Source organism: Flintibacter hominis (genome assembly GCF_014287965.1).
GTDB classification, from domain to species: domain Bacteria; phylum Bacillota; class Clostridia; order Oscillospirales; family Oscillospiraceae; genus Lawsonibacter; species Lawsonibacter aceti.
In genome coordinates, this window is the sequence record NZ_JACOPO010000001.1 from 446,821 (window position 1) to 464,502 (window position 17,682).

Sequence of the window (17,682 nt, forward strand, 5' to 3'; positions counted from 1 at the left end):
CTTGTAATGGGCCGACTCAACAACATACTTATGGAGGCTGGTGGGATTGGTCGCAATGAGGACGGTTCCATTACCCGCCTAGGTTTCTCCGAAGATTATTTCCAGGCCCTGGAGCTTATCAAGAAGCATATGGAGTCCCTTGGCATGAAAACTGAGGTGGATCCAGTGGGCAACCTCCATGGTATTCTGCCTGGTAAGGATCCATCCCTAAAGTCTATCGTCTTGGGCTCACACCTAGATACTGTCATCAAAGGCGGCGTGTTCGACGGAATGCTGGGCGTCGCTGGCGCAGTAGAGTGTGTCTATCGCTTAAAGGAACAGGATATTATCCTGGACCATACTCTGGAGATTTGGGGCTTCAACATGGAAGAGTCAAGTATCCTGGGTGGTACCTTTGGCAGCCGCGCTATTACCGGGATGTTGGATCCGGATCAGCCTGGCTATGCCGAAAAGCTCGCCACTTTTGACCGTACTCCGGACGACGTCCGCACTGCCAAAAAGGACATCAGCAAATATGACTGCTATCTCGAGTATCACATTGAGCAGGGCGACAAACTGGACAGCGCTGATATAGACGTTGGCGTGGTCAACGGCATTGTCAGCGTTATCCGCTACCAAGTTACGGCTAACGGTGTGAGCAACCATGCGGGGACCACCATGATGCCCAATCGCAAGGATGCCCTGGTGGGTATGTCCAAACTGATTGTGGCAGCGGATGCTCGCGCCCGGGAGTTAGATGATACCCTGGTCTTTACCGTAGGCAAGATGTCTGTGGCTCCTGGTCAGGAGAATGTCATCCCAAATGAGGTAGTGGCTACCTTTGAGATGCGACATATGGATAAATCTGTTACCGACCAGTTCTTCGCCGACATTCAAGCCGCGGCCAAGGAGATACCGAACTGCACCTTTACCTTCAAGAACACTGTGGCTAAGTACTCCACTCCTTGCGATCCTAAGCTGGTCCGAATCATTGATCAAGTTTGCTCTGAGCTGAACATCAGCCATATGATTATGCCTAGCGGAGCTGGACATGACGCCAATCCAATGGCTCACGAGGGCGTGCCTATTGGAATGATTTTTGTCCCTAGTGTTAATGGCATTAGCCATCACGGTAAGGAATGGACTGAGCCCCATCACGTCGACTTGGGTGCCGAGGTCCTCTTCAAAACTGTGCTTACTCTGGATAAGACGGACCGCAAATAATTGCGGCCCCTCAAACGAAGAGAAGCGGACGGAATGCAATGCATCCCGCCCGCTTCTCTTCGTTTTTAAAGATGTAACCAAATTTAAGTAAATTATTTGACATTGTTTCAATCGAGTAGGAGCCTTTTTGTAGTACGGAATCCAGGCTTCCTGATATAGACCAGCCTATGACATTAGCTGAGTACAAAAAACAAAATTTAGTGTAAGGCGTGCTGTTCTTCAAACTTCGAACTGCTGTTGATGTTCATTCAAACAGGTTCAATCAAGATTTTTAAACAGAAAAGGCATAAGCATGAATTCACTTAAATCGAAAAATTGGAACCGGTGTGTTTTGACTTCGATTTTTTCCCGTTGGCCGCTTACTCTTGGTGTTTTAATGAATGAGACCACTGTGCCGGGCTTGAATTTGGTACTGAGCATGGAGCTGGAAACCCGAAGTGGCCGTTGCGATACCTTATAAAAATAGCCACACCTTATTGGGGTGGCTATTTTTATAAGAACCGTAGAGCCTGAAAACACCTGTGGGCGATGCAGTCGTACCCGTGTGATCCTATACCGCTTTTTGATCCTTACTTGTCCTCAGATGAAATCTCCTTATCTTCTTGGGGGCGGCTTAAAAAGCTGGATAAAATATCGATAAATTCACAGTTGCTGGGCCGCTTTTCCAGATGGATTCCCGCGATGTGATCCAATAGACGGTGATCCGCCTGACCCCATACGGCCCGAATTACGTTGCGTGTGGCCAACTCGATGCTATCACGGGTGGTATGAAAGTGGCGGGCGGTTTCTGGATACAGACGCTTTGTGATCAAACTGAGCCGGCTGGGGTCCTCTACGACTTGGTTCACCATGTAGCACACATACTGAAAGCCGGTCAACTTTCTGGTAACACCTAACCGTCTCAAGAGCGCCTCTATATCCAGAGCTTTTCTGTCGAATTGATCCTGCGGCAGCTCGTCCTCAGGGACCAAAAAATAGATTTTCATACTCATCTTCCTTTCAAAAGTATTGCAAGGGGAAAATCAAGGGAGGCCGGGGCCAGGTGGGCGGGAGAAAGGGACCCCGGCCCTGTGGCTGCACAAGAAAAGACCAGGACGGATAGAACCCGCCCTGGTCTTTTATAAGATGGCCTTTATTCCCCTGTCACATAAGTGGTTTCCGATCTTGTGTCCCGGCCGAGGCTGTTTTCAGAAAAGATGGTGGCGACGACCTTATACTCGACACCGGCGGTGCCGTTGCAGAAAATCACATTCGAATGAACAAAGTGATCGCTTACACTCATCCCCTCGTCGTCCTCCACCCAGGCCTCCACGAGCCGCCATCTGGAGTCTTGTCTGGCGTAGACATAGATGCTCTCGCACCCCAGCTTGTCTACAATATCAGTTCCGGTGACAGAGAATTCTACATTGATTCTTCCTGAATCGGTAGTTACCTCAATATAATATGCAGAGATTTGTGCACTAGCTCTTGCTTCAGAAATCTTTGCAGCAAATACTGTGGTGCTTAGAACCATCAGGCAACAGACCATTGCGACCAAATTGCGAAAATGCTTACGCTTCAAAGTTACCACTCCTCTTAAATTGAAGTTATGACTTCTTCAAGAGCAGAGATCGGTAAATCACTAAATATACAATACTCTAAGCCATCTAAGTTCCAGGTGACTGAGTTAGTCATGATATTGCTGAAGAAATAGTACTGAACTCCATTGTATACGGAAGTCTTCACCAACTTGGCAGTTTTTTCATATTTTGATTTTGCTTGCCCCTCCATCTCCGTGATTTCAAAAATTATGCGATTATCTTCATCTTTGTAGATGACAGAAAACTTTGAAAGTCCTGAGGCAGAAGATGTAAATAGCTGTGACTTCACAGCTTCAAACCCATCCGGAATCACAGGGATGACAGGTGTTAAACCCTTTTCTCCGACCAGGTCCTGGAACACGGCAAATTCCTCCGGTACTGGATCTGGGTCCGCGGATGACACGGAGGATGATCCGTCCTCCATGACCCGGAACGAAAACTGCTCGGTGGTCCAATGGGCGACCAGCTGGAACAGGTTGGCATCTCCCAGTACAGGGATGCAGGTCAGCGCGACCAGCACAGCCACCACGGCGGCAGCGAGTAAAGTACGACGGACCTTCCGACGACGACTCTTGATGTGGAAGGGGAGCTCGTGGCCGGGACCAGTTGTCCGCTCTGGGATAGGGTAAAGAGGCTCGTTCAAACCTTTATATAGCTTCTCAAAATCCGCCCTGGCTCTCGCCCGGTCGGAGGAGCTGCTGTCACTTTCTTCTTGTTCTCTCTCTAAAATCACCTCCAGCACATGGTCTATCAGCTCGGGATCGCTCTCAACGTCAGAGAGGTCTGCCCGCAAAATGGATTCAAGCTCTGCGGTGGTCAACTGGTCCAGTTTGGCATACTTCTTATTTGCCATGCTCTGAACCCCCTTCCAAAATATAATTCCAGGAAAATGGAAAAACGGACAGGAATTTCCAAAAAATTTTCAAAAATTTTTAGTCCCGCTGCTCCAGCAGGCGTTTCTTTAATTTCTGCCTGGTCCGTTGAACCCGTTTTTGACAGACGCCAATGGTTAAGCCGATTTCCTCAGATATTTTCTTATATGGAACGCCGTCTAACGCTACCCGCTTGAATATATGTAAATCTTTTGCCGGCAGCGCCTCCGAGATTTTTCGATTGAGTTTCTCCAGACTGTCTGGATCTTCCTCTATCTTTTCAAACTCGTCTGGAGCGGAAATGGGCGGAATCGCGTCCGAATCCAGGGACACATATTGCTTCAGGTCCCTGGCCCTCTCCCTCAATTTATGGAGCGATTTATATTTTACTGCCTTTTGCAGCCAGAACTCCGGCTTTTCATGGGCCATCACCTCATCGATGTGCAGATACAGCTCCAAGAAGGCATCCTGCACAACTTCTTCCGCCAGTTCTGGATTTGACAGGAGGATCAGGGCGTATCGCTTCATCTTGCTAAACCGTTCCTCGTATAGGCAGTTGAAAAACGCTTCTTGACTTGATGCGTCTCTGTGGCCCATGCGCGTGCACTCCCATCCCTGTTTATAGATCCTCTTTGTCAAACTGATCGATACATACCCGCACCAGCTGCTCTACTCCACTGATAAATTCGGGGGATTTATTAGAAAGCATCTTTATGATGTTTTGAGAAGAAACGTTGTGGTGTTCCTGGTACACCAGGGCGTCAAACCCAACCTGGAGCGCGTCCGCGATGGCGTACAGAGTTTTTAATTTCATCATCTTTTCGCCGCGTTCGACCCGGGAGATAAACGCAGTCCCGACCCCGGCCTGTTCTGCCAACTGACCCTGTGTCAGGTTAGCTCTCTCCCGGTATCTTCGGATATTATCTCCGATCACTACAGCTAAGGTGGCATCATCCATACTGATTCCTCCATTCGGTAAAATTATATTTCCCAAATGAAAGGAAGTAAAAGCACCAATAGGTATATAATATTTTACCATTTCAGGAAATGCAAGAGAATTTCATCTTCTTGGGAAACCACATTTGGAACATGGAGCACAATAGGAGGATGGTTGAGAAATGCCGCCGCTCAACTGGGAAAGAGGCGCTGCCCTGGGCCACCAGACCTGGTAGAAATGTGCCGTACATACAAGAAGCCCCGGCCTTTAGGCCGGGGCTTCTTGCTGTGTGTTGTGTAAGGAGAGGGAGAAATGGGAGTAACTTGATCTCTTATCTGATCACGGCCTCATCATACAATACAATTAAGGCAAAACCGTGACTTTGCTGTGAATTTTTTGTGAACATTGGGATGGAACCGCCAAAAATCGACAGTTTTTAAGGCGCTTCATCTGTGATGAGGGAGAGTACCAGGGAAGCGGTATCTACCAGCTTTTGGACGCTGATTTCCTCCTGAGTAGTGTGGACCTTAGACATCCCTACCCCCAGTACCAGAGCTTTGATACCGTGGGCGTTCATATTGTTGGCATCGCTGCCGCCTCCGGTGGCGGACAGGGAGGGAGTTAACCCCACCCGCTCACAGGCGGCCATCACTGCCCGGAGGAAGGAGTCCTCGCTGGGGATGGAGAAGGGGGAGTAGGCCTTGCTCATCTGAAGATCCAACGCCGCCCCGTATTTTTCACAGGCATGACGGAGACACTGAGCCATGTGCTCCGCCTGCCGTTCCAACTTTTCCGCGTCACGGCTGCGGGCCTCCGCCGCCAGGTCCAGCACCTCTGGGACGATGTTGGTGGCATACTGGGAAGAAACAGAGCCGATGTTAGCCGTGGTCTCCTGGTCCACCCGCAGCAGACGCATTTGGGAGATGGCCTCCGCCGCCACCTGAATGGCACTGATCCCTTCCTCCGGGGCGACGCCCGCATGGGCGCGGCAGCCGGTGATCCGCGCGGTGATCTGGTACTGGCCGGGGGCACTGGTAATGATACGTCCGGCGTCCCCATCGCTATCCAGTACCACCGCTTGTTTGGCCAGGATGCGGCTATCATCCAGATGGCGAGAGCCACGCAGGCCGATCTCCTCACACACGGTAAAGACCGCCTGGACTGGAGGGTGGGGGAGCCGCTGTTCTACCAGGGAGCGCAGGGCCTCTACGATAGCGGCCACGCCCGCCTTGTCGTCGCTGCCCAGCACTGTGTCTCCTTTGGAGCGGATCACCCCGTTCTCCAGCACCGGCTCCACTCCCGTGCCAGGAATTACTGTGTCCAGGTGGGCGGACAGAAGGATGGGCTGACCGGGAGCGGTCCCAGGCAGGGTGCAGTACAGATTGCCGGTGTCGCTTCCGGTCTGGGCCTGGGTATCATCCAGATCCACTTGACAGCCGATGGCCTGAAGGTCCTCTGCCACGCGGGCGGCAATAGCGCCCTCATGAGTGCTCTCGCTGTCGATGCGTACATAGTCCAAAAAGGTATCCAAAAGACGGTCCCTGTTGATCATATAGCTGGCCTCCTTATGATAGTGCGGCCATTTTAACACGGAGGGGGAGTAAAATCAACCGCGGGACGGCACTAGCGGTCGGTGACTACCATAGTCTGGATATCCCGCTTCCCAGTGCCGCTGCTCAACAGGAACACGGTATAGTTGGTATTTTTCTCCACCTCCAGGTTCAGGGAAACAATGGTGTCGGGCAGGTCGGGAGTACCCAGGAAGGCACTGTCTAGAGTCTCAATGTCCATCCAGGAGGGCATGGGGGAACGGTCAGTCTCGGCAAAAAGGAACTGATAAGTCCCTGGCCGGACGCGCTTGAAAATGGTGGTCTCCTTGAAACGGACATCAGCATAGACCACCCGGCCGTCCTTCAACAGCACATCAACCGGGGGGCTGTTCAGAGCCAGATTGCTTACCCGGAAATTGGAAGCGCAGTTGCCCTGAAGGCAGCATTGGTCAGAGATCTGGAGCAGGTCCAGCCCACTAGGGGTATTGATGACAGCGATGGTGGACAGACTGCCTGGGGGAAGCGGCATGGTCTTGCGGAGATAGGTGTAGCCGTCGAGACCGGATACAGTGATAGTCTGATAGCCACCAGGGGCTTGGACATAGGAGGATACCGAGGCGTAACCCAACCGGGTGACCACCCGGACGCGGTTGATCTGGATGCGGATAGGGGTGTAGCCGAAGGCGGCATTGAGAAAACGGACTCTGGATAATGGGAGCCAGATAGGGGGGCGGACGGAGGAGCCGCCGTTGACTGGCCCGCCTTCTCCCGGATTTGGGAGGGGAATGACCGGGATATTCCCGGTGCTGCCATCATAGACCGGTCCGCCTTCTCCCGGATTGGGCAGAGGAATGACCGGGGTATTTCCAGAATTACCATCATAGACTGGTCCACCCTCACCCGGATTGGGCAAAGGGATCACCGGGGTGTTGTCGTTAATTCGTTCCATATGGATAAGGCAGGTCAGGGAGAGCCTGGCCTTTCTCCTTTCTGAGTTATTTTGTCTGGACAGCCCCAAACGTAAGCAGGGGGCACCCCATGCTATGCCAGATGGAGGAAGCCTGTTCAGAGAACGCGGGAGGAAAGGAGGTAGAAAAAGGGGAAGGACAGATGAAAAAGTAGGCCAAACACCTTGACAATGGGAAAAAACATGGTAGAATAGTCCCGGAAATGTGTTGATGAAGCCAAGTACAGCGGGGTGTCTTTAGCGAGAGGGGACAGTGAAAGCCCTCGGCTGAAAGCTGTACGAGCCACTTCTGAGCAGCCCGTGAGGAGCGGGACGGCCCATCCCCGTGAGCGGATGACTGAGATGTCCGGCTGACGTGCCGCGCCGGATAATCAGGGTGGTACCGTGGAAGGATGCTTTCCGCCCCTGACTGCTGTCAGGGGCGTTTTTTATTTCGAAAGGGGTATAAAATGCGGCAATATATTGTAGGTGCCTTTGCGGATCGGGTTTTTGAGGGCAATCCGGCAGCAGTATGTGTGCTGGACCGCTGGCCGGAAGAGGACCGGATGATGCGGATTACCCGGGAAAACAATCTCTCTGAAACTGCCTTTGCCGTCCCGGAAGGGGAGGGATACCGGCTGCGCTGGTTTACCCCCAGCGGGGAAATTGACCTGTGCGGCCACGCCACTCTGGCTGCGGCCTTCGTGATCACGGAATTTATCTCTCCGGGTCTGGATGTCGTCCTCTTTGACACCCTCAGCGGGCGGCTGACGGTAAGAAAGCGGGGCGAGCTGCTGGAGATGGATTTCCCGGCCTATCAGCTCAAGCGCCTGGAGGTGACCGACCAGATCACCGAGGCGTTGGGGGCCAGACCCAGCGAGGTCTGGAGGGCCCGTGACCTGCTGTGTGTCTTTGAGGACCCGGAGACCGTCATCCGCCTTGAGCCAGACCAGGAGAAGCTGAAGGAGCTGAAGGGGGCTCTGATGCAGGTTACCGCTCCGGGGAGCGGGGAGTTTGACTGTGTGTCACGGTCCTTCGCCCCCAAAATGGGGGTGCCAGAGGACCCGGTGTGCGGCTCTGGCCACTGCCACATCATCCCCTACTGGGCTGCCCGGACGGGACGGAGGGAGTTTACCGCCCGCCAGGCGTCTCCGCGAGGCGGAACCCTCTACTGCCGCTTGGAGGGGGACCGGGTTATCCTGGCCGGCCGGGCAGCTCTCTATGCCAGGTGTGAACTGATGTTGGAGGACTGCTGATGAAAAGAAGAACGACAGGCCTGCTGGCCGCGGCGCTGCTAGCCGTCCTGCTGCTGGCCGGCTGCGGCACCCGCCCCCTGCCCAGCGGCATGGAGGAGGAAGCGGTGGGACAGGCGGGCCAGGAGATTGTGGAGATGCTGGTCGCACGGGACTATCAAGGAGTGGTTGACGCCTTCCGGCCGGACATAGCCGAGGAGCTGGGCGTCACCGCGGATACAATCCAGTCCGAGATGGACAAGGTTTCGGAAGCCGGACCCTATGTGGAAACCATAAAGCGGATGGCGGTGGGCGGAAAGAACAAAGACTATGGAGAGGACTATGCGGTGGCGGTGATCTACTGTGAGCATGAGGAGAAAAACATCGCCTATCAGCTCTCCTTTGACACCGATCTGAACTTGATCGGCATATATGCGGAAGTGAAAAAGAAATAAGATGATATACGGAGGTAATTCCTATGCATGATCCAAAGCCTTTCGGACTGAACGAGCTGCGCGAGATGTTCCTGTCCTTTTTTGAGAGCAAGGGCCATCTGCGTCTGCCCAGCTTTTCCCTGATCCCTCAGAATGACGCGTCCCTGCTGCTGATTAACAGCGGCATGGCCCCCATGAAGCCCTGGTTCACTGGGGAGCAGGAGCCCCCTCGCCATCGTGTCTGCACCTGCCAGAAGTGCATCCGCACCGGAGACATTGAGAACATCGGCAAAACTGCCCGCCACGGCACCTACTTTGAGATGCTGGGCAATTTCTCCTTTGGGGACTACTTCAAAAAGGACGCCATCCACTGGGGCTGGGAGTTTTTGACCAGCCCGGAGTGGGTGGGCCTGGACCCGGACCGGCTGTACCCCTCTGTCTTTGAGGGGAACGAGACCACCCCCGCCGATGACGAGGCATTCCGTATCTGGAACGAAGAGATCGGCATTCCCGCCGACCGCATCTTCAAATTCGGCAAAGCGGACAACTTCTGGGAGCATGGCTCCGGCCCCTGTGGTCCCTGCTCGGAGATCTACTACGACCGGGGCCCAGAGTGGGGCTGTGGCAAGCCCGGCTGCACTGTGGGCTGTGACTGTGACCGCTATATTGAGGTTTGGAATATCGTCTTTTCCCAGTTTGACAACGACGGTGAGGGTCACTATACTGAGCTGAAGCAGAAGAACATCGATACCGGCATGGGCCTGGAGCGGCTGGCCTGCGTCTGCCAGAAAGTGCCCTCCCTCTTCGATGTGGACACCGTCATGAACATCACCCACAAGGTATCCGAAATCACCGGCGCCCACTATGGCGAGACCCCTGCCAAGGATGTCTCCCTGCGGGTCATCACCGACCACATCCGCTCCGCTACCTTCATGATCTGTGACGGCGTGCTTCCCTCCAACGAGGGTCGGGGCTATGTCCTGCGCCGCCTGCTCCGCCGGGCTGCCCGCCACGGCAAGCTGCTGGGCGTCAACGAGCCCTTCCTTTACAAGGTGTGCGACACCGTCATCCACGAGAACGAGGGCCATTACCCCGAACTGCGGGAGCGGCAGGACTATATCACAAAGGTCATCCGGGTGGAGGAGGAGAACTTCGCCAAGACCATCGACGGCGGCCTGAAGATTTTTAACGAGATGCTCAAGGGGCACCAGGAGAAGCGGGAAAAGACCTTTTCCGGCGCCGACGCTTTCAAGTTATATGATACCTACGGCTTCCCTATCGACCTGACGCTGGAGATGGTGGAGGAGCAGGGCATGACCTTGGACCAGGACGCCTTCCACCAGCTCATGGAGGAGCAGCGCCAGCGGGCCCGGAAGGCCCGGGAGGCTCTGGGCGATTTGGGCTGGGCCGGCGTGGAATTTGGTAAGGATGTGCCAGAGACCCAGTTTGTGGGCTACGGGTGTGATACCGTGCTGGATGCCAAGGTGGTGGCCATTGTGGCCGAGGGCCAGCAGCGGGATGAGATCATCGGCGGTGGCGAGGCCATTGTGGTGCTGGACAAAACGCCCTTCTACGCCGAGATGGGCGGCCAGGTGGCCGACCATGGAGTGATCGCCTGTGAGAGCGGGCGTGGGATGTTGTTTGAGGTCCATGACGTGCAGAAGAACAAGGGCGGCAAGTATATGCACTATGGCCGGCTGATGGAGGGAACCCTGAAGGTGGGCGACACGGTTCGGGCCCAGATCGATCTGGACCGCCGTCGGGCCGTCATGCGGGCCCACTCCGCCACCCACTTGCTGGATAAGGCCCTGCGCGCTGTTCTGGGCGATCACGTCCACCAGGCAGGCTCTCTAGTGGAGGCCGACCGGCTGCGTTTTGACTTCACCCACTTCTCCGCCATGACGGCAGAGGAGTTGGCCAAGGTCAGCGCCATGGTGAATGAGGCTGTGCTGGCCGGCTATGACATTGTGACCGAAGAGCTGCCCATTGAACAGGCCAAGCAGAAGGGGGCTATCGCCCTCTTTGGAGAGAAATATGGTGACGTGGTCCGAGTCGTGGACATGGGCCAAGGCTACTCCGTGGAGTTCTGCGGCGGTACTCACCTGGATAACACCGCCAAGGTGGGGGTGTTCCACATCTCCAGCGAGTTCTCTGTGGCCTCCGGCGTCCGCCGCATCGAGGCTACTACCGGTATGGCTTCTTTAGAGGTAATGAACCGCAATCAGGAGCTGCTCTTCCAGGCTGCTGCAGCCCTGAAGGCTAAACCCGGTGAGTTGCGGGAGAAGGCGGAGGCTGCCATGGGCGAGATTCGCCAGCTCCACCAGGCAGTGGAGAAGTTCAAGGCCCGTGAAGCGGTCAGCGAGGCCGAGCGATTCCTTTTCGCTGCCCATGAGGTAGGGGGCCTGAAGGTGCTTACCGCCACGGTGCCGGACGCGGATGCCGACCGTCTGCGCAAAATGGGGGACTTTTTGAAGGACAAGGAGCCCAACGTTGTGGCCGTCCTGGCCGCCATCAATGGGGAGAAGATTACCTTCTTGGCCGCCTGTGGCAAGGAGGCCGTCCAGAAGGGAGTCAAGGCCGGAGAGATCGTCAAGCAGGTGTCCGCCATCGCCGGCGGCTCCGGCGGCGGCAAGCCTGACTCCGCAATGGGCGGCGGCAAAGACCCGCTGATGGTGGACAACGCCCTCGCTATGGTGGATAACGTGGTATCCATGAAGCTGGGGCTGTGAGCCATGACCCGCGACGATCTCAAGCGCTTTTGCGCTCTGGATATTGACTTTGAAAGTATTGGCTTGATGGAGCCTGGACTTTCCTTGGAGCCTTATTTCTGTACTCCGATGAATGCCGAGCCGGTAGGGAGGCTGGGCTGCGACGGTATCCATTTTGTCCTTCTGCCCGGGGATGAGCGGGTGTTTTGCGTGGACCCCGCTATGGGGGAGCCGGGGACCTATGTCCTGCCAGTAGCGACAGATTTTCGGGAATTTTTGTCCTTTGTCCTCTACTGCCGGGATGCCAACCCCCTCTCCCAGATCTGGTGGCTGACGGAAGAACGGTTCCGGGAACTGTTGGAGGAGGACAAGAGGGCTGTCTGGCCTGGGTGTGAGACATTTTTTGCTGGGAAACAGACAGCCCTGGAGAGGATAGCAAGGGCCTTTGACCTGGCTCCCGCTGCTCCGTATCAGCAGGTCAAGGCCCTTCAGGCCGCCTTTGATCCCACGATTATGAAATTTTCCAACGAATACTATGATGTGCTGGGACTGGAGTATCCAGAGTGACAGGACAGGGATAAGGAAACGGGCTTTGCAGGGACAAGATCTTCCAGCATCGAAGTTCTATCTGCCTTCCTGATTTTGACTTTTTATGCTAACAGATACCGTGCGGCACGGTTAACTGGACCGTTGCCGCACGGCTCTTTTATCTTTCACTTTGATTTAAATCTAATTTTGACTGTTTTTTTAGTAGGCTGGAAAAGGCGGCGCCCCGGCTCTGAGTGGAATAGATGAAAACCGCGGCTGGGACGGGGAGGCCCTGTGTACTTGAAGCAAAAGCGGTAAACGGACCCCATCTTCAAAAGGGACGGCCCTTGGGCCGTCCCTTAAAATTTTTTGGGAGATTCTCAACATTTTCCCCAGCCAGATTGTGTGATAAGCAGAGAGACAAAAAGGGAGGTGTCCTATTTGGAACATAGCCAGAGCGGGGAGAAGATGGCCGCCCTCTACCGCCGATATGTGACCATGGTCTATCAGATCTGTCTGATGCTGATGAAAAATGTACCCGACGCAGAGGACGCCACCCAGACAGTCTTTCGAAAAGCGATGGAGCATGAGGGCCTCTTCCGTGATCCGGAGCATGAAAAGGCCTGGCTTATCGTTACCGCCCGGAACGAGTGCAAAAACCAGCTCAAGCACTGGTGGAGGACAAAGAGGGCGGGAGAAGAGATACTTCAGAACCTGACCTGGGAGCAGCCGTCGGACGGGGAGCTGTGGGATCTGATCCTTACCCTACCGGAGAAATACCGGATGGTGCTGTATCTCCACTACTACCAGGGTTACACCGCGCTGGAAACAGCGGAGATCTTGGGGAAGAACCCATCCACCATTCGTACCTGGCTGGTTCAGGCGAGATGGAAACTGAAAGAAATTTTGGAGGTGGAAGAGTATGGACGAGGATAAGCTCAAGCGGGTGTTTGACCAGATAAAACCCACTCAAGAGCAGGAACGGGTTATGCTGGACCGCCTCCTGACAGAGCAGAAGGAGGTCAAACCTGTGAGTCGAATGAAGAAGATGCCCGCTGTACTGGCGGCCGCCGCCGTGCTCCTGCTGGCCTGTGCCTTTACAGTGGCTACGGGGTTGGATCAGAAACTTGCGGCGCTGTTTGGGGCAGGGGAGCAGGAGGTAAGGCTGATCAAAGACGGTGTGGTGCAGGTGGATCAAAGACACACCTATGAAAATGGATGGACGGTTGAAGTGGAACAAATGCTGGTGGACCGGTATACCTTGGCGGTCCTACTGGACGTGATTGCCCCAGAGGAGACTGCCTTATGGGGAGAGGACTATTCTGTTCTGGCAACTTCCGATATTGAGCCTGAGTCGGAAGAGAATGGCGTGGGCGGCTGGGTGTCCGGCTCCATTGTTTTACCAGATGATGATCCGGGTGACCATCACATCTCGATTTTGTGGTATCGGGGACCGACCACCTATCTTCAGGCAGATGCTCAGACATTTCTGGGTGGGGAATTTACGATTACTCCGTTGCGCCTGGTTGAAAAGACCACCTTTGAGAACTTGGCTGACTTTTCTCAGGAGCGGCATGACTTTTGTGTGAAACTGCCTGACCAGGACAGCGGACGACAATATGAGGCCGGGCTTCCCATTCAGGTGGGAGAAGACAATATGGTCCTGCAGTCGCTGTATGTTTCGCCCATCAGTGTTGCCTTTATGATTCAAGGAGAGGAAAACGATTTCCGTATGTGGGGGCCAGCGGCGTTTTCCGAAATACAAAGTACTACCGTTCTGAATCTGTTGGACGGCCAAACCGCATCTGTGGGCCGCGCAGTGAGCCAGAGCTATAATCCAGATACCGGGATGGGCGAATTTGTGTTCCAACTGAATCAAATTGTGGACCCGGATGAGGTGACATCCCTTACCATCTTAGGCCAGACCTTCTCTCTGGGAGGGCTGCTCCCGGTGGAGGAATAAAAACCTTGGCAATTCTGGCAAAAGGGGGTACAATGGTCTTACTAACAAACAAAGGAGGGTTTCCCAATGTCTGACTGTCTGTTTTGTAAGATCGCGGAGGGGCAGATCCCGTCCAACAAAGTCTACGAGGACGAGGTATGCTTTGCCTTCCATGACATCGATCCCCAGGCGCCCACCCACTTTTTGGTTATCCCCAAGGCCCATATCGGATCTGTGGCCGAGGTGACAGAGGACAACGCCGACGTAGTGGCCCATATTTTCGCAGTCATCTCCAAAGTAACCAAGGAGCTGGGCCTGGACAGCTACCGTGTGGTGTCCAATATTGGGGAGCAGGCGGGCCAGTCTGTCCCCCATCTCCATTTCCATGTTCTGTCTGGCCGGGATATGACCTGGCCTCCAGGCTGAGGGAGAAGGGGATGGTACCGAATGATCCCGCCATCCTCCTCAGCTTCTTGAATACCCGGCTTAGGGATGACGGCTGCACCCTGGAGGAGCTGTGCGCGCAGCTGGATGTAGAGCAGAGCGGGGTGGAGGATAAGCTGGCTGCCATAGGCTACACCTACCATAGAGAGCGCAACCAATTCCTTTGATAGAGGAGGTCGGAAAAAGGGGTTGACAAGAGAGTTAGAATATGCTAACATATACGTGGTTAGAGAGAGCTAACTCTCATCCTCCTTACACCTCCCTACTTTCACTTTTCCTGACTGAGGGCGCGCTCTGACCACCAGACGCTTGGGCGGGGCAGGCAATACCGCCGGGCAGACCGGGGCCGTGGATCATTCCACGGCTCCGGTTTTTCTTTCTGTATCAGAAAAAGGAAGATACCCCTTTCCATACTGGGTGAACTGTGATATAATCCTCATAGCTTTTTAGTTATGGGGTGTGCTGTTTATGTTCGTCAAGAATCCGGAATATTTTATGGCCATCGTCAAGGAGCGGAGCATCTCCAAAGCGGCGGAGCGGCTCTATCTCTCCCAACCCTATCTCAGCCAGTATCTGGCCAAGCTGGAGTCCAATCTGGGGGCCGTGTTGCTGGACCGTTCCCACTCGCCCCTGAAGCTGACGCCGGCAGGGGAGGTGTTCCATGCCTATCTGGAGCGCCAGAGTTATTTGGACCGGCAGCTGGTCAGCGACCTGCGGGATCTGCAGAACGAGAAGCGGCCTGTCCTCCACATCGGCGTATCCCCTTGGCGCGGCTCCACCCTTCTGCCCGATGTGTTGCCCCTGTTCACCAAGCAATACTCCGACGTCCAGGTGGTCCTCCATGAGGCGCCGGTGCCCGAACTGGGGGATTTGGCGGCGGGCAGTGTCACGGACTTCTGCATCATGCACATCCCTGGGGATCTGACGGAGCTGACCTATGAACTGGTCATGCGGGAGCATATCTTCCTTTTGGCCCACCGGGACCACCCCCTGGTCCGAGGGCTCACCAGTACCTACGACGACCCCATACCCTTCCCCGACCTGCGGCAGCTGGAGCGGGAGCGTATCGTGATGCTGCCTCCGGACTGGCGGCTGTCCAAGCTGCTCCACAATACTTTCTCCGTCCATAACGTGGAGCCCCAGAATATTCTGGTGACCACCAACAATACCACAGCCATCAATCTGGTGGCGGAAAACATGGGCTTCGCCTTTTTACAGGAGAGCGGCATCTCTCGCACCCCATATCTGGACCGGCTGGCCTGCTTTACCATCGGAGAGCCGCCACTGACCTGCCCCATGGCGGTGGTCTACAAGAAAAATGGATTCCTGTCACCGGCGGCCAGAACGTTTATCGACCTGATCAAGGAGTATTACAGCCGCTTTGACCGTCCCGCCAACCTTTGAACAAATATCGGGCCTGATTTTCAGCAAAAGGGACGGAGAGAAACCACACCGCCCCCCTTGACGAGGGAGGAGGCCTATGCTAAACTGAATCCAAGCCCTGCGACTGACGGAAGTGGAGTGACCACGTGGAACAGGGCCCGGCGTGTGAAACGCCATATTGCCGACCGTCTGGGCGCACTATTGCTTAGTGCGCCCTTTTATTTTTGCGGGCGCAACAGGAAGGAGTTATGGAAGATGAAGACTGACATCGAGATCGCCCAGGCCGCGGAGATGCTTCCAATTGGCCAGGTGGCCCACAAGGCGGGGGTCAGCGAGGAACTGCTGGAATACTATGGGCGCTATAAGGCTAAAATCGACATCACCCCCCTGCGGGACAAGGCCCGGAAGGGCAAGCTGATCCTGGTCACCGCTATCAATCCGACCCCCGCCGGAGAGGGCAAGACCACCACCTCCGTTGGGCTGGCTGACGCGCTGAAAAAGCTGGACAAGAACGTAATCCTGGCCCTGCGGGAGCCCTCCCTTGGCCCTGTGTTCGGCGTCAAGGGCGGCGCCGCCGGTGGTGGTTACGCCCAGGTGGTGCCTATGGAGGATATCAACCTCCACTTCACCGGCGACTTCCACGCCATCGGAGCGGCCAATAACCTTCTGGCCGCCATGTTGGACAACCATATCCAGCAGGGTAACGAGCTGGGCATCGACGTGAAGAAGATCACCTGGCGCCGCTGTGTGGATATGAACGACCGGCAGTTGCGAAATATCGTGGACGGTCTGGGCGGCCGGATGCAGGGTGTCCCGCGAGAGGACGGCTTTGATATCACGGTGGCCAGCGAGATCATGGCGGTCCTGTGTCTGGCTACCGGCCTGAAGGATTTGAAGGAGCGGCTGGCTCGTATCATCGTGGGCTACACCTATGACGACCGGCCGGTGACCGCCGCCGACCTGAAGGCCCAGGGAGCCATGGCCGCCCTGCTGAAGGACGCCATCAAGCCCAATCTGGTCCAGACGCTGGAGAACACTCCCGCCTTTGTCCACGGCGGCCCCTTTGCCAACATCGCCCACGGCTGCAACTCCGTCTCCGCCACTGACACCGCCCTGAAGCTGGCCGACTATGTGGTCACCGAGGCGGGCTTCGGAGCTGACCTGGGTGCGGAGAAGTTTCTGGACATCAAATGCCGGGCCGCCGGACTGACCCCGGACGCGGTGGTCATCGTGGCCACGGTTAAGGCGCTGAAGTACAACGGCGGTGTGCCCAAGGCCCAGTTGGGAGAGGAAAACCTGGAGGCGTTGGAGCGGGGCCTGCCCAACCTGCTCAAGCATGTGGAGAATATCACCCAGGTCTTCGGTTTGCCCTGTGTGGTGGCCATCAACCGCTTTGTCAACGACACCGACAGAGAACTGGACCTGATCCGCTCCAAGTGTAAAGAACTGGGGGTCAATGTGGCCTTGTCCGAAGTGTGGGGCAGAGGGGGCGAGGGCGGTATCCAACTGGCCCAGGAGGTGCTCCGCCTGTGTGAGCAGCCCAAGAAGTTTACCTACGCCTATGAGTTAGATCAGCCTTTAAAGAGCAAGATCGAGGCTGTGGTGAAAAAGATATATGGGGGCGTGGGCGTGAGCTATTCCGCTGCCGCATCCAAGGAGCTGGAGCGGCTGGAGAGGATGGGCATGGGCGGCCTGCCCGTGTGCATGGCCAAGACCCAGTATTCCCTCACCGATGACCAGACCAAGCTGGGCCGCCCCGAGGGCTTTACCATTACGGTGTCCAAGGTGAAGGTGTCCGCGGGTGCCGGCTTTGTGGTGGTCCAGACTGGGGATATTATGACTATGCCCGGCCTGCCCAAGGTACCCTCCGCGGAAAAGATCGACGTGGATGAGAACGGAGTAATCTCCGGCCTGTTCTGAGGG

Annotated in this window: 18 protein-coding genes and 1 riboswitch; of the genes, 11 read left to right on the forward strand and 7 right to left on the reverse strand. The window is 55.4% G+C overall.

The window, feature by feature from the left end:
• Positions 1 to 6 precede the first annotated feature (6 nt).
• A complete protein-coding gene (locus H8S11_RS02135; RefSeq protein WP_147572042.1) occupies positions 7 to 1,203 on the forward strand; it encodes a Zn-dependent hydrolase in 1,197 nt (398 codons plus the stop codon).
• Positions 1,204 to 1,772: 569 nt separating this feature from the next.
• Here H8S11_RS02135 and H8S11_RS02140 read toward each other — a convergent pair.
• The 7 genes from H8S11_RS02140 to H8S11_RS02170 all read right to left on the reverse strand — a co-directional run bounded on the left by H8S11_RS02140 (position 1,773) and on the right by H8S11_RS02170 (position 7,091).
• Complete coding sequence (locus H8S11_RS02140) at positions 1,773 to 2,189, reverse strand: sporulation initiation factor Spo0A C-terminal domain-containing protein (protein ID WP_186852018.1); 417 nt, start codon at positions 2,187 to 2,189, stop codon at positions 1,773 to 1,775.
• 146 nt (positions 2,190 to 2,335) lie between these two features.
• On the reverse strand, positions 2,336 to 2,764 hold the full coding sequence (locus H8S11_RS02145) for a hypothetical protein (RefSeq protein WP_186852019.1): 429 nt from the start codon (positions 2,762 to 2,764) through the stop codon (positions 2,336 to 2,338).
• A 14-nt stretch (positions 2,765 to 2,778) separates the two neighbouring features.
• Complete coding sequence (locus H8S11_RS02150; RefSeq protein WP_186852020.1) at positions 2,779 to 3,636, reverse strand: DUF4367 domain-containing protein; 858 nt, start codon at positions 3,634 to 3,636, stop codon at positions 2,779 to 2,781.
• Between the two features lie 79 nt (positions 3,637 to 3,715).
• A complete protein-coding gene (locus H8S11_RS02155; protein WP_186852021.1) occupies positions 3,716 to 4,252 on the reverse strand; it encodes an RNA polymerase sigma factor in 537 nt (178 codons plus the stop codon).
• Positions 4,253 to 4,274: 22 nt separating this feature from the next.
• Positions 4,275 to 4,613, reverse strand: coding sequence for a helix-turn-helix domain-containing protein (locus H8S11_RS02160; protein ID WP_147572047.1), 339 nt, complete (start codon positions 4,611 to 4,613; stop codon positions 4,275 to 4,277).
• Between the two features lie 415 nt (positions 4,614 to 5,028).
• Entirely contained in the window at positions 5,029 to 6,144 is a 1,116-nt protein-coding gene (locus H8S11_RS02165; RefSeq protein WP_186852022.1) for a M20/M25/M40 family metallo-hydrolase, read from the reverse strand.
• Positions 6,145 to 6,215: 71 nt separating this feature from the next.
• Entirely contained in the window at positions 6,216 to 7,091 is an 876-nt protein-coding gene (locus H8S11_RS02170; RefSeq protein ID WP_186852023.1) for a DUF4397 domain-containing protein, read from the reverse strand.
• A 467-nt stretch (positions 7,092 to 7,558) separates the two neighbouring features.
• On the opposite strand from H8S11_RS02170, the gene H8S11_RS02175 reads away from it, so the two are divergent.
• The 10 genes from H8S11_RS02175 (at position 7,559) to H8S11_RS02220 (ending at position 17,679) form a co-directional block, all read left to right on the forward strand.
• Positions 7,559 to 8,344 (forward strand): PhzF family phenazine biosynthesis protein, encoded by a 786-nt coding sequence (locus H8S11_RS02175; protein ID WP_186852024.1) that lies wholly within the window; start codon positions 7,559 to 7,561, stop codon positions 8,342 to 8,344.
• Positions 8,344 to 8,775 (forward strand): DUF3887 domain-containing protein, encoded by a 432-nt coding sequence (locus H8S11_RS02180; RefSeq protein ID WP_147572051.1) that lies wholly within the window; start codon positions 8,344 to 8,346, stop codon positions 8,773 to 8,775. The genes H8S11_RS02175 and H8S11_RS02180 overlap by 1 nt, the downstream gene beginning before the upstream one ends.
• Positions 8,776 to 8,798: 23 nt before the next feature.
• Positions 8,799 to 11,483, forward strand: coding sequence for an alanine--tRNA ligase (gene alaS, locus H8S11_RS02185; protein WP_147572052.1), 2,685 nt, complete (start codon positions 8,799 to 8,801; stop codon positions 11,481 to 11,483).
• A gap of 3 nt (positions 11,484 to 11,486) precedes the next feature.
• Positions 11,487 to 12,029 (forward strand): hypothetical protein, encoded by a 543-nt coding sequence (locus H8S11_RS02190; protein ID WP_186852025.1) that lies wholly within the window; start codon positions 11,487 to 11,489, stop codon positions 12,027 to 12,029.
• 393 nt (positions 12,030 to 12,422) lie between these two features.
• Positions 12,423 to 12,926 carry an RNA polymerase sigma factor gene (locus H8S11_RS02195; protein ID WP_262670378.1) on the forward strand — a complete coding sequence of 168 codons (504 nt, stop codon included), beginning with the start codon at positions 12,423 to 12,425 and terminating at the stop codon, positions 12,924 to 12,926.
• Positions 12,913 to 13,953, forward strand: a complete 1,041-nt coding sequence (locus tag H8S11_RS02200) for a hypothetical protein (RefSeq protein WP_186852026.1) — start codon at positions 12,913 to 12,915, stop codon at positions 13,951 to 13,953. Before H8S11_RS02195 ends, H8S11_RS02200 begins: the two co-directional genes overlap by 14 nt.
• Positions 13,954 to 14,019: 66 nt before the next feature.
• Positions 14,020 to 14,358: a histidine triad nucleotide-binding protein gene (locus H8S11_RS02205; protein ID WP_186852027.1), complete on the forward strand. Its 339-nt coding sequence runs from the start codon at positions 14,020 to 14,022 to the stop codon at positions 14,356 to 14,358.
• A gap of 11 nt (positions 14,359 to 14,369) precedes the next feature.
• Entirely contained in the window at positions 14,370 to 14,543 is a 174-nt protein-coding gene (locus tag H8S11_RS02210) for a DUF4250 domain-containing protein (protein ID WP_186852028.1), read from the forward strand.
• A gap of 301 nt (positions 14,544 to 14,844) precedes the next feature.
• Positions 14,845 to 15,780 (forward strand): LysR family transcriptional regulator, encoded by a 936-nt coding sequence (locus tag H8S11_RS02215; protein WP_147572059.1) that lies wholly within the window; start codon positions 14,845 to 14,847, stop codon positions 15,778 to 15,780.
• An 89-nt stretch (positions 15,781 to 15,869) separates the two neighbouring features.
• A riboswitch (ZMP/ZTP riboswitch) is annotated at positions 15,870 to 15,961 on the forward strand.
• A 53-nt stretch (positions 15,962 to 16,014) separates the two neighbouring features.
• Complete coding sequence (locus H8S11_RS02220; protein WP_186852029.1) at positions 16,015 to 17,679, forward strand: formate--tetrahydrofolate ligase; 1,665 nt, start codon at positions 16,015 to 16,017, stop codon at positions 17,677 to 17,679.
• The last annotated feature ends 3 nt before the right edge of the window (positions 17,680 to 17,682 follow it).